The 13,661-nt window shown below is 62.9% G+C and carries 6 protein-coding genes; all 6 read right to left on the bottom strand.

The features are described from left to right. Positions 1-115: 115 nt before the first annotated feature. Positions 116-3,484 (bottom strand): ATP-binding protein, encoded by a 3,369-nt coding sequence (locus tag F8S13_11620; GenBank protein ID KAB8142895.1) that lies wholly within the window; start codon positions 3,482-3,484, stop codon positions 116-118. A gap of 15 nt (positions 3,485-3,499) precedes the next feature. Continuing rightward, on the bottom strand, positions 3,500-6,370 hold the full coding sequence (locus F8S13_11615; protein ID KAB8142894.1) for a DUF1156 domain-containing protein: 2,871 nt from the start codon (positions 6,368-6,370) through the stop codon (positions 3,500-3,502). Between the two features lie 65 nt (positions 6,371-6,435). After that, positions 6,436-7,047 (bottom strand): hypothetical protein, encoded by a 612-nt coding sequence (locus tag F8S13_11610; GenBank protein ID KAB8142893.1) that lies wholly within the window; start codon positions 7,045-7,047, stop codon positions 6,436-6,438. Between the two features lie 70 nt (positions 7,048-7,117). Continuing rightward, the gene (locus tag F8S13_11605) at positions 7,118-10,660 is read right to left on the bottom strand and encodes a DUF3883 domain-containing protein (protein ID KAB8142892.1); all 3,543 of its coding nucleotides are present in this window, start codon (positions 10,658-10,660) and stop codon (positions 7,118-7,120) included. Between the two features lie 881 nt (positions 10,661-11,541). Beyond that, complete coding sequence (locus F8S13_11600) at positions 11,542-12,282, bottom strand: TatD family deoxyribonuclease (protein KAB8142891.1); 741 nt, start codon at positions 12,280-12,282, stop codon at positions 11,542-11,544. Then, positions 12,282-13,658 (bottom strand): hypothetical protein, encoded by a 1,377-nt coding sequence (locus F8S13_11595; GenBank protein ID KAB8142890.1) that lies wholly within the window; start codon positions 13,656-13,658, stop codon positions 12,282-12,284. Before F8S13_11595 ends, F8S13_11600 begins: the two co-directional genes overlap by 1 nt. Between the last annotated feature and the right edge of the window lie 3 nt (positions 13,659-13,661).

Below are 13,661 nucleotides of genomic sequence, written 5' to 3'. Positions count from 1 at the left end.
TGGCCAGGCAGCGCGGGCGTGTGCACTCCACGCGCCCGCGTACTGGGAAGAGAGGAGTGTCGGGGGTTCGAATCCTGGAGACTGGGTTAGGTTGGGAGAGATAGTGCTACTGTCCCTACTCCTCCTCGAAGCCCGCCTGGGTGAACTTGAGCACGCGGCTGTTCTCGGTGACGGTGCGGACCACGTGGTCGGGCGCGCCGTCGGGGATGTCGGCCTCAATCTCCAGGGTGACGCGCACGTTGGCCCCGATCAGCGCGACCAGGTGCGTGATGATCTCGTCGGCGATCTTGCTGGCGTCGCGCCCGGCCCGCTCGGGGCTGAGCGCCACGGTGCCGTGGAAGCGCCGCGCCTGCGGCCTGCGGGCCGTGGCCGTGCTGGCCCCGCCAGTGGATGCGGCATAGGGCGCGGCGGACTCGCGGATGCTGGGGATGCCCATGTCCAGCGCTGCCTGGGCGCTGGGCATGCCCGTGGGTGCGGGGCCAGCGGCGGGCGCGGGCGGCGGGGTCTCGGCGATGAGCTGGCGCTGGGCGGCCTCTGGGCGCACCAGCAGCGCGCTGTCGTGCTCGCTCACGGTCACGAGCGTGGCGATGCGCAGCCCCTGGTAGCGGCCTGCGGACTCGTCATAGCGCTCGGCGTAGGCAAAGCTGTCCAGATCCCACGTGGTCATGTTCACGCCGTTCTGGATGGCCTCGCAGAGCACCGAGGGCGTGCGCAGGCGCGGCAGGTAGTGGTAGCGCGCGAAGTCCTCCACGAGCTGCCGCACCGCTACATGGTCGCCCCGCCACAGCGGGATCTTGTCCAGCTCCAGGCGGAGGCTGGAGGGGGCCAGGGCGAGCACGAGCTGCTCGTCATTTCGCAGCTTCTTGCTGGCCCGCACGGCCAGCGGGTCTTGCCCCGTCAGGCGAGTCGCCTGCCACTCCACCGGGTCCTGCGGGCGCGTCTGCTTGGGCGCGAGCAGCCACTGGTAGGTCTCGGGGATGCGCCCTGTCACCGCGCCCTCGGCGCTGAGCCGCTGGGTCTCGGCCTGCTTGACCTGGTGTGGCGTGAGGTCGAGCAGATCCTTCTCGGCCAGGATGGAGTCCCAGGCCAGGTACTTGCGCAGCGCCTCATCCAGATCCTGCATGCGCAGCTTGTCCGGCGCGAGGAACACCAGCGCGTTGCGGTAGAGCCGGGGGGCGCTCCCTCGGTACTCCAGGATGGCGCGGGCGGCGGCCTCGGCGGGGCTGCCCGGCTCCTTGCTGTAGGCCGCGTGGCTGCCCAGCACCACCAGGCGCGTATCGAGGTCGTCGGCCACGTCGGCTCCGCTGGCGGGCAGCGGGTGGATGCGGCTGAAGTCCCCCAGCTTGCGCAGGTCGGCCCGCAGGCGCTTCTCCAGCTCCTGGGCGATCTTGTCGGGGTCGCGCTTGAGCTGCTCGGCGCGGTCCTCGGCCAGCTTGGTGACGGTGGGTTGGGTCGAGTACCAGTAGCGCGGGCCGTCGTTGTAGAGATAGGTGGCCACCGCGCTCAGGCGGCGCAGCGCATCGCCAAACACGGCGGGCGTCTCGCCCGGCATCACGCAGCCCAGCTTGATCTGCCGGTCTTCCAGGCCCCGGTTGGCCGCGCTGGTGATAGGGGCCGAGCCAAGGTAGACCGTGCGGGCCACGCGGCGGCTGGCCGAGAACTTGCCCAGGTTGGGCACCTCAGCGTCCAGCTTCAGCGGCAGCGAGCTGGGGCCATCCACATCCTTCTCCAGGATCGGCACCCAGTTGTCCGAGAGGTAGCGCGTCAGCTCAAACTGCACGCGCGGCTCCTCAATCGGGATGGTGGCGGGCATGATCAGCGCGTTGCGGTCGCCCTTCTCCCACAGGCTGTGGATGACGGCGGCCATCAGGCGCAGCACGCCACGGGTGCGCTGGAACTTGACCAGCGTGGACCAGTCGGTGTACAGCCGGTCGAAGATCTCGGGGTGGATGGGGTAGGCCGCCTTGATGCGCTGCTCGTAGCTGCTCTCGCGGCAGTCGGGCGGGAACTCCTGCTGCTGGGTGCGGTAGAGGTCGGCGAAGGCTCGCGCCACCACATCGCGGTCCTTAAACTGTGCGGGGTCGCTCAGCGGCTCGAACAGACGCCGCCGCACGATCTCGAAGCCCTCCTCGGCGCTGGCCGGTCGCCACGAGGACTCCACGCGCCCGATCACATTGCGCAGGCGGTCGAGGGCCTCGCGCCCGCGCTGGCCGCCGACCTCGGCGTCGTCGGTCTGGGTGTGGAGCGAGCCGGTGGTGTCGGAGGCGGGCAGGCTGATGACCAGCAGGCAGTTTTTCGCCAGCTTGGCCGACTCGGTGAGGGCCTGCGCGAAGGTGAACTGGGTTTCGAAGCCGCCCGCCGGGAGGTCGCTCTGGTCGTGGAGCTGGCGGGCGTAGGCCACCCACTCGTCGATCAGGATGAGGCAGGGGCCGTAGTCATTGAATAGGGTGCGCAGGGCGTCGCCGGGGCTGGTGGCCCGCTCGTCGTCGAGCCGCACGCGCTCGAAGGCCTGCCGCCCGCCGAGCTGCCAGGCCAGCTCGCCCCACAGCGTGCGCACCACGGTGCCGTCGGGCTTGACCGAGGGGTTGCCCGGCGAGATCTTGTTGCCCACCAGCACCACGCGGCGGGCCGTGGGCAGCGTCTCCACGCCCGCCGTCGCCATCACGCGGTCGATCCCCGCCAGCTCGGTAGGGTTCACGCCCGAGACCAGGTGGTAGAGCGCGAGCATGGAGTGGGTCTTGCCGCCGCCGAAGTTGGTCTGCAGCTGCACCACGGGGTCGCCTCCCGCGCCCTGGAGGCGCTGGAGCGTGCCGACTAGCAGGCTGATCAGGCTCTCGGTCAGGTAGGTGCGGCGGAAGAACTCGATGGGGTTACGGTACTCGTCGCTGCCCTCGCCCAGATGGACCTGCCAGAGATCGGCGGCGAACTCGGCCTGCTGGTAGCGCCCGCTGGCCACGTCCTTGTGCGGCGTGACCACCTCGCGCCAGGGCTTGAGCGCGCCGGTGACGGCGCTCTCGATGGCGCTGCTCTTGCGGCGCTCGCTGCGCACCTGCTCGTCGAAGAACAGGCGCATCAGCTCCATGCGCATGCGCTCGGCCTCATCGGCCTGCGGGGCGGTGATGGCGGTGAGCAGCCGCGCCACCGAGTCGAGGGCGCGCTGGGCGTCGTTGGTGGAGAAGGTGGCTTGGTGCGCCCACTTGTTGCGGTACTCGCGCAGCTCGCTGACTAGGCTGCGCTCGCCAAAGCCCAGGGTCTTGCGGAAGACCTCGTTCCACTGCTCCCACATCAGGCGCAGCAGCGCGGCCACATCCAGGTGCGGGGTGTTCTCATCGGTCCAGGTCAGCTCGTTCCGCCAGCCGTTGGTGACGGTCGTAACCCAGTATTTGCCATACTGCGCCTGAAGCTCGCGCTCGATGAAGGGCTGAATCCCCTGGCGCAGCAGCTCCATCGCCTTGCCCACGCGCTCGTAGTTGGTGGTTGCCATGGTGGTATCTCTCCCTTAGAACAGGCTCTGCTGCGTTGGGGTCGCGTCCGATGCGGTGGCCGCAAGCTGCGCCATCTCCATCCAGCTCTGCACGAGGCCGTTGTAGGCCAGCGCCTCCGCCGCGCGCTTCTTGCGCTCGCAGATGGTGTAGAGGCGGTAGGCCAGCTCGCGGGCGGTGTCCGCCCGTGGCCCAAGCGTGGCCAGCAGGCTGGCCGCCGCGCCCTCGCCCGCCGCCAGCGCCCGCACGAGGTGGTGCACCATCTCCCAGACGGTCAGGCGGTCATCGGCGGCGGGGTTCCAGTCGGCGGGCAGTTCCTCCGGGCGCAACAGGCGCACCTTGCCCGCGCTGGCGGCCAACAGGCCCGCGTGGACGAGGCCGCTCACGCTGGTGTTCTTGGCCTTGGAGAGCGTCTCGGCCACGCCATACTCGGCTGCGTCGAAGCCATACTGCTCGAACCAAGCCATAGCCCAGCGGGTGTCGGTGTCGAAGTCACCCTCCTGCTCGGCCAGCACCTCATCTAGGATCTCATTGATGAGCTTGAGCGCCTCACGCACGCTGAGCGGCGCACCGCTGGCATCAATGACCTTGCTGTAGCGTGTGAAGACCGCCATGCCGGGGCCGATGGCGGCCTGGGCAAGGTCCACTGGGGCGATATTGCCCGCCTGAAGCAGGCGGAGGGCCTTTGGTAGCTCGACCTTGAGTGCGCTCAAAAAGTCGCGGCGCGTCACTATGGGCGCATCGTGTGGGCGGAGGCGACAGACGAGCACGATGGAGGAGGCGAGAGCCGCAACATTCTTCTTGAGATTACCTATCTGCTCTGTTCTGATAGGCCACGTACCGGTTATAGCAAAACCTGTTTGGATAACAGCGTTAAGGAATGTTTCCCAGCCAGTACTAGATGTGCCATCAGTCTTGTCGGTTTCTGACTGCTTGAAGGCATAGTAGATAGTAACTGGAAAGGCAGAGTGGGCTTGTTCAGCCAAACGACTCATTGCCTGAGTCATTCCTTCAAGAAAAAACTGTTCTGCTTTATCCTTACCACCGTGACGGTAGGAGGTAGCAACCAACTCATCAGCTTTTGGCACCGCAAGGGTAACAAACAAATCGGGGAAAATTGGCCGGAGTGAATGACGTAGCCAAACATAGAAGTAATCAGAAAGGTCAGCATATCCGATATTATCATAGTAAGGTGGATCGGTCGAAATGATTCGGTCTGCCATGTCATTTGCGTTCGTAGCATTTCTTTGTCGAGATCGACCAATAATTGCGTGCATCGGGAGCCGATCCAAAACCTTTCCCACAGCACTTGCGGTAATACCAACACCACCACCAGCATCAGAAAGGGGGTTCGCCTCAGCATAGTCCCATACCATTGGGATTGCTTGCCGCCCAAAAGCTTGTGTTAATCTATCTGGTTCCTTTTGCCAAGTGGCTTGCGTCGTATTTGTTAGTGTAGCTTTGTCTAGACAAAAACCCAAATACACCCCTACCGCCTCAGCATAGGCCACCGCGCAACTAGTGTCTGCATTGAGGCCTTGTTTGTCGTCGCACCATCCGGTGGCCAGCGCATCGTAGTACACATGCTCTCGTGCCTCCTGTACAAGATCTGAGAAGGTAGTCAGCGCGACAATCTGCCGTGGGGTGAAAAGTTTATCCCAAGTTGATAATCCATAAGGAACGCAGGTTCCTCCCGTTAACCGAGCTGGAACATCACCCTCTGGTTTCCACTCCGGTTGTGCCAACTGTGCAATAGCCTCATGTTCCTTTAATGGAGAAAGGTAGACCCTCCCACATGGTCCCTCGACTACAATGGCCATCAGCCGCGCGCCCATGCACCCCGCTTGGCCTTCGGACTTGATATAGTCGCCTGTGATCGGCATCTCGGACATTAAACAGCGAAAGTTTGCTCCTCGGGCGAGCTTGGTACCATTCTTGGCTGTATCCGCATCTTTCGGCTTCCCAACCTTCACGGTAAAGCGATAGGTATCGCCCTCAATAACCGGCTCTATATAAGCCTCTTTGCCTGCTTTGGTCGAGAGCATAAAGGTGGAAGCCAATGGCACATCAACATGGCTGAATGCAGGGTTTGGGCTTTTCACCGTGCGCGCCCAGATCCAGGCAATCACCGTCAGCGCCTGCCCCACATAAGGTTTGAGATCAGGTCGGTCCTTCGCCATTGCCTCCGTCACAAACGCCTTGGGGTAGAGATGGCCAATGCGCTTCTCGGCCTCATCGCGCATCCACTTGCCGTAGTAGCGCACATCCTCAGCCAACCCCTGTGCGCCCTTCCACTGCTGGCCCAGATCCATCTGCCCCGCGCGGGCCTCGGGATTCACCGGCGGCATCCCGGCAAACTTCGGCGGGATCTCGATCATGGCCTTATTGATCAACACCGCCACCGGGTTCAGGTCGCTAGCATAGCTCTCCAGGCCCAGGCGCTGGGCCTCCAGCGGTAAAGATCCTCCACCGGCAAAGGGGTCGTGGAACGCGGGCAACTTGTCGGGGTTGAACAGCTCCGCCGCACGCGGGTGGTCCTGGTTGGCCGCGCATGACATGCGCCAGTTCTTCCAGATCTCATCGCGGGCCTGGTTGAGCACATCCTCGTTGGTCGTATTCTCCCACAGCACGAGCTGCTCGATCAGCCCGAACAGGCGGCGGCGCTCGGCCTCCTGCGCCTCCTCGGTGGGGAATAGCTCGGGGTGGGCCGAGGGGTCATCGACCATCTGGGCAAAGATCACGGCGCGCGCAGCGGCCAGCGGTCGCCGCGCCCACCACAGGTGGAGCGTGCTGGGGTGGCCGTGGCGTATGGACTTCTCGCGGGCACTGGCGGCATTTATCTTCTCAAGCGGGAGCGCTACTTCGATGAGCTTCTTGAACGTTTGCACGGATGAGCCAATCTATTTTGTATTCAGAAACATTCTGGTATTTTACCAGAGCCGCATGCCCCTCTTTACCCCTTCCGGCGCTTTTTTGGCGTGTCGCTGGGCGGGTCCGTATTCGGAGCCACTTGCGCTGCGCGCCGGTCCACATAGATGAGCGATGAACGACGACCGCCGCTATTGATCCCATCGCAGAGGTGTACATCACCAACCGCCCCATGTGGGCCAACCTCGTGAGTCACCATGGTCGCGTTACGGGGAACGAGGCAGATCCGCCGCCCACACGACCAGCATTTGCTGATCTCATATCCCTCCTGCGTCTGGCGCTGGCGCTCCTGCACATCCGGCTGCGCAGCGGTAGGCTTTTTCTTATGGTGACAGCGCTCAACATGAGCGCGCAGATGCACCGCCGGGACCACCATCCCACACTGCGGGCAGGCATCTCGGCCCTCCAGCGGATTGCGGGGTGGCCGCTTCGCCCGTGCCCCGCGCTGGGGCGGCTGCTGCACCTGCGGAGGTGACTGGGGGCGCTTCGGCGGCGATACAGCGGGCGGGCGTGGGATGAACACCTGCTGCTTGTCCGGGCAGCGCTTCTCGTGCTCCGCCACAAGATCCTCGCGCACCGCACCACCACAGCGCGGGCACAGCAGCACCCGATGACCAGCAATAACCTCGTTGTTCATAGCTAGTCCCCTCCCCCCAACATTTGCGTGGAAGCTACAGCCACGCTCCATTATTCGGATGGTGATATGCCTACTGCGGCTCCTCCGCGCGGGCCAAAAGATCCGCAAAGTCGTAGTTCACACTCGTCACCCCAAAGTCCGGCTTCTGGGCGAAGGGCGTGCGCAGATAGCGCACCTGCTCCTGGCCGTCGGGTTGGAACGCCACCATGGCTAGGATGTAGTCATCGGGCTTGTTCAGCGCGGTCAGGATCTCGTTCTTGGTCACGGTGATCGTCGCCGCATCCGCAACACGCCCCTTGACCTCGATGAAGCGCAGCCTGCCAGTGGCGGGGTCGCGGCTCTCGATGTCATAGCCCACGTGCTCGAACTCGCGGTCGATAGGGTCGTAGCCCAGCCGCCGCTCGGTGGCCATCACCAGCGCGCGGGCGCGGGCCGCTGCGGCCTGGGTGTCGGCGCTGGGGCGCGCGGGCGCGGGGCGGCCCAGCATCGCCGCAATCAGCCCAATGGGCACCACCACCAGCCCGCCCAGCACCACCGGCGGCAGCGCCGTGATCTGCGCCTCTAGGTCCAGCTGCGCCGTGCGGCGCTGGAGGCGGCCCTCCAGCTCGTCGGCCCGCTTGCGCGCCTCCTGCGAGTTCAGGCGGGCGTTGGCGCGCCCGGCCTGCTCCTGGAGCTTCAGCTCCTCGGCGCGATGGTCCCAGTAGGTCATCTCCTTGGTCAGGCGCTCGCGCACAGCGGCCCGCGTCTTGGCGATCAGCGCCTGGCGGCGGTCGCGCACCTCGCGCAGGTGCTCCGGCACCGTCTGAGTCACGGCGTGCACGAGCGCCCGCTGCTCCAACTCGCGGGTGATCCACGCGCACTCCGGGCGATCCAGCACCTGATCGGGCGTCACCTCATCCGCGCGCAGCGGGCGGTAGTCGAGGTAGGGCGCGTAGTGCAGGCTGCGCGCCGTCCCATCGGCGGACAGCTCCACATACAGCATCTGCTTGGAGATCGTGCGCTGCTCGCCGCTCGGCAGCAGGCTCGCGTCCTGGATGGCGTGCTCCAGCGAGAACAGCACACGCGGCTGTGTGCCGCCGTCGCGCTCATCCACCAGCACCGTCCCGCGCCGCAGCAGCTCGCGGTAGCGCTCCAGCATGAGGTCGAGCGTGGAATCCAGCAGCGGGTGGCCGGGGCATACAAAGGCGGCCTGGGCCATGCCCTGGAGGGCCAGCAGCGCCTTGTCGAAGGCCACCCGCTCGTAGCGGGGCAGCACCGGGTCGCCGACGCCGATCTGGCGGTCGCGGCTGCGCACTGCCGAGGGCACATGCGGCACCTCGTAGCGGTGTGGCTCGCGCTGGCGGATCGTGCCGCCCAGGTGCTGGAAGGCCGCCAGGAAGAACGACTCGATATAGTGCGGCTGGAGCCGCCGCGCCTCGGCCCGCTCCATCTCCTCGCGGATGCGCGCCACCATCCCCACATCCAACGCATCGTTCGCCAGCGCCCGCTCCTCCAAAAGCTGCTGGAGGTGGCTGCGGTCTACCGCACCCTCCACCACGCGGGTCAACTGCTCCCGCACTTCGGGCTGCTCACCATAGCGAATGGCATCCAGCAGCAGCTCGCGCAGCGGCTTATCATCAAACTGAAGCTTGCCCAGCACATCAAAGACCTGCCCGCCCAGCGCCTCGCGCGCATGCTCGATCTTCTCTAGCAGCGTGCGGTAGACATCGCCCTCGCGGGTCTCCGCCGCCACCAGATTCCACAGGTGGCACACCTCGGTCTGCCCGATACGGTGGATGCGGCCAAAGCGCTGCTCTAGCCGGTTGGGGTTCCATGGCAGATCGTAGTTGACCATCAGGTGCGCCCGCTGGAGGTTGATGCCCTCGCCCGCCGCGTCGGTGGCGATCAGCACCTGCACGCTGGGATCGTGGCGAAACGACTCCTGGGCCTTGAGCCGATCCTCGCGCCCCATGCCACCGTGGATTATCACCACCGCCTCAGCGCGCCCCAGCAGCGTGGTGATGCGTTGCACGAGGTAGTTGAGCGTATCGCGGTGCTCGGTGAAGATCACCAGCTTCTGCCGGGGCGAGGCCACCGCCGCAGGCACGCTGCCGACATCCTCTGTACCATCTGCCGCCGCAGGGGTGAAGATGTTCCCCAGCAACCCCCCCAACTCGCGCCACTTGCGGTCATCGCCGCTGCCTCGCACCGCCAGAGCCTGCGCCTCCAGCGCGCGCAGCGTGATGATCTCCAGCCGTAGCTCCTCAATGGTCGTTGAGGCCGTGGCCTGCGTAGCCACCTGCTCCTCGATCTGCCCGGCCTCCTGCTCGGGGGCATCCTCCAAATCGTCGATGTCGTCCGCATCAAGCGCGGCTGGGGCAGCCACCGCCGCACCGCGCCGCAGCAGCTCACGCTCGCGCAGCTCGGCCTCCAGCCGCTCGCGGCGGCGGCGCAGCGACTGGTAGATCGCCTCGGGCGAGGAGGCCAGCCGCCGCTGCAAGATCGTCAGGGCGAAGCCGACCGTGCCCGCCCGCTTATCGTTGTTCAGCGCCTCGGCCCGGTTGAACTCCTCGCGCACATAGCTCGTCACCGCGCGGTACAGCTCCGCCTCCGCATCGGAGAGCTGGTAGGGCACTGTGTGGGCGATACGCTCGGGGAACAGCGGCCTCTCCTTGAAGGTGAGCAGTTGTTCCTTGACCATGCGCCGCATTAGGTCGGACACATCCACCTGGTGTACGCCATCGCGGAACCGGCCCTCAAAGCGGTCGGCATCCAGCAGAGCCATGAAGAGCTGGAAGTCCTCCTCCTTGCCATTGTGGGGCGTGGCGGTCATCAGCAGCAGGTGGCGCGTCAGGCTGCCCAGCAGCTGGCCCAGGCGGTAGCGCTTGGTGTACTTGACCTCATCGCCGGAGACCGTCGCCGCCAACTTATGGGCCTCGTCGCAGACCACCAGATCCCAGCGGCAGTCGGGGGCCGCCAGCTTCTGCTGCACCCGCTCGTCGCGGGAGAGCTTATCCAGCCGGGCGATGATCAGGTTATGTTCGAGGAACCAGTTGCCGGTGCGGGCGGCCTCCAGCTGCTCATTCGTGAGGATCTCAAACGGCAGGTGGAAGCGGCGGAACAGCTCATCCTGCCACTGCTCCGCGAGGCTGCCCGGGCACACGATCAGGCAGCGCTGCACATCGCCGCGCGCGATTAGCTCCTTGATCAGCAGGCCCGCCATGATGGTCTTGCCCGCGCCGGGGTCATCGGCCAGCAGGAAGCGCAACGGCTGGCGGGGCAGCATGGTCTCATACACCGCCGTGATCTGGTGCGGCAGCGGATCGACCAGCGAGGTGTGGACAGCCAGCACGGGGTCGAAGAGATGAGCCAGGCGGATGCGGTTGGCCTCGGCCACCAGGCGGAACAGCGCGCCGTCGCCGTCGAAGCTCCAGGGCCGACCCTCCTGCACGATCTCCAGGTCCGCCTCATCCGCGCGGTAGAGCATCAGCGCCGCGCGCCGCCCGGTCGCATCCTGATAGGTCAGATCGATGGCGTTCGTCCCGTACCACTGCACGCTGACCACCGTCACCGGCCCCTGCGGCAGAATCCCCCGCAGCGCGGTCCCCGGCGTCAGCTCCTCCAAACGCACCACGCGCGTGCTCCTCAGCCCCATGCGCCGCACCAACGGGCCGCATGGGGCACTCAATGATCACCGTGCGAAACGCCGCCGCCGCATCGATCCCCACGAGCGAGGCATAGGCCTGGGCGATGCGCCAGGCGGTCGTGCGCTGCATGCCGCCGCGCCGCCCAGGGTGTAGCCCTGGGTGCATCAGGCCCATAATGGTCGAGAAGCTCACCCCAGCGCGGCGGGCAAAGGCCCGCTGCGAGAGGCCCGCCTGGGCCACAAGATCAGGGAAGGTTGCGGCCAGCTGAAGGCGAATCGTAGGTGTCATCACATCCTCACCGGGTTTTAAACCCACTTGCACCCATCATACACCAAATGCAGGCCGTTGGGAATGCCCCACACGGCCTGCAAGCGCATGATAGTGGTTAAGATCTGGTCAAAATGAAGCGGAGCGGTGGGAAAGGGCCAAGAAAGAGGGCAGATGGGGCAAACTAGTCCCTCACCAGATCCTCCAGCTCCTCATCACTCAGGTCGCGGAAGTACTCCAGTAGCATGCGGTGCGTGAACACCCAGCCCCCGCCCACCCGCCGCAGCAGCGAGCGGCGCGCCGCCGCGTCGAGCATCGCCGCGATGTCCCATGGCATCGTGCCGCTCTGGACGAGGAGACGAAGTTCGAAAACCAATCCACTACCCACCCCAAAAACCAACCTATTTCGAAATGAGCGAAGAATACCTTTGTAAGTTGCCTCCCCTATTGGCGAATATAAGCCAGGGAGAGGCATTCATGACAACCATATTGGCAAGAAACCAACTTGCTATCGTACATATTGGCTAAAAGTTTAACTAGTACTCCGGGCATTTTCAGCTACAGGGGTCAGGTGCTCCGTATTTGACTTTGCGTAGTAAACTTATGATGATTGAGAGAGTAATGCCCTGAAGTTTTGGTAGACTTGTGTCATTGCGGTCAATTGATCACAACCCCAGTGAACACACAGAAATTCATAGACAAGTCGTACATCTGCAGGTTCTGCTGGACGTTTTCCTATACGCACATAGGGTCCATCAGTTTCTACAAGAAGTTGCTCCCGAGGGATACGACCAATCACCTTCTGCCCGCTTGGACTACGAACCATAGCTGGATTGACGGAACAAACATGACCCGCAGCTAGAATCTGCTCGAGTATGCCTAGCGGCCCCGAGTACCAGTGGAAAATAGTTGGTCCCACTCCATATATAGTTAGAAGTTCTAACACACGTTCCTCAGCTCGACGCGAATGGATATTTAACATCTTCCCACGCCCTGCAACGAGCTGAAGGACTCGTGTAAAGGCTTGCTCTTGTACAGTTCGAGTTGGCGCTCCTTGTGCTGAGAAGTCAAGGCCCACTTCCCCAATATACGTTGTCTCGTTAAGATATTGGGCAAATAACCGCCACTCCAGTGGCGGAAACTGTGAAACAACAAGAGGATGTGCACCAAGAGCCACGCGGACGCGACCCTGATTGATGACGCGATTACGGAGACTACGAAAAACGGAAGGAGCCTCTGTAACCGCAATGACAAAAACGTCGGAGGATGCTGAGAGAACTGTAAGCGGATCTGCATACTCTCCAAGGTGGCAGTGTGTATCGAGGTATAAAGGTGGTGTCATTAATGCTCCTCATGATCCAAACTAGCAATCCGGCGTATTGCCCCACTCGCACGCTCCTGAAAGAATATGCGTAACTCAGCAAGACCTTGTTCGGCAACGCGCAAATAAGCTCGACGGTCAGCACCGGTTGGCAATGGTCCTGCAAGCAAGGGAACAAACGTATGGGGCGGTATGCCGGGATGCCAACGCTGAAGTGCAATGAATACGCTGCGGGCGTCACGCCCGCGTGTGGAATGCCCAGCAAAAAGTTCCTCATCGGTACATATATCACGGGCGTATTCACTAGGGTCATCGTTACCAATTGCATGAAGCGAGGCACGACGGATCAAGCATGGGAAACAATAGCCGCAGTTCCCATAGGGCGTACCCTCATATCGTCCTGCTTCTGGATGAGCACAAGATACAGAGTGATGTGCCAGGTTACATAAGAGGGCAAAGTTTTGGCTCTTGGCCAAAAGTTCGCCCTTGGTCAGATGCTCATAGGGATTATAAATTGGATTGGTTATACCAAGGATACCTAAAGCAGCACGTAGTCGAGCGAGGAAGTAGGGATGGGTGGTACGCGTGCTACAGCTGCCAAGACGAGCATTAGTCAGGGGAAGATTAAGAGCGATGAATCCGTTTTCCGGCACATAAACAGGCACCTTTGGCCCAAGTGCGGCTGCTGTGGCTAAAGCCAGCCCTAAGAACACTATAGAGCGACTTCGAGTGGTTGTTTCGCGCCACGTAGGTAGAGGTCGTTCTTGGTGCTTGAAAGTAGCCGGACGCACCATAAGCTGAAGTAAACCTACCCGATCCTTCCCATAAGTAGTGATGAGATGCTCAGCAAGATCTGTCTGCACATGTGGAGTCAAGGTACTATCATAGTGGCCTAGGAGAAGTACACGGGGATTAGAAGGGTGCTCCAACAAATCAATTGCCCCAGCCAATGAGTCGAGTCCACCTGAGAAGAGACAGACAGCATCATAGGCGGCGCATCCTATTTCTTGAACACGCCAGATTCGGGTTGGCTCATCACGCCAAGTAAGAGACCAGCGATCACCAGTGAGAAAGGTCAGAGTCTCACAAAATGCAGAGGTAGCTGTATCCCATCGACCAGGCTCTGCAACAGGAGCCATAAATCTGAAATCTCGCGTCCACCGGTCAGAAGATAATCGACGTAAGGTCTTTTTATCGGCTACATAGATCGCTGAGGCAAATAAAGCCAGATCGATAGCGCTCTGAGGTGGTACTCCAACCATTTCAACGATCCGTTCTAAATTTGCCGTAATAGTGGACTCATTTGGATCATTGAACAGGTCGAGGAGAAGTCCATCCTGAAACGGCTCCGGCACATGCACACGTGCTGCACTACGAAGAAACACGGTTGTGGACATTGT

It is taken from the genome of Chloroflexia bacterium SDU3-3 (assembly GCA_009268125.1).
GTDB lineage: Bacteria > Chloroflexota > Chloroflexia > Chloroflexales > Roseiflexaceae > SDU3-3.
The sequence above is the reverse complement of the archived record's forward strand: the minus strand, read 5'-3'. Positions and strand labels throughout refer to the sequence as shown.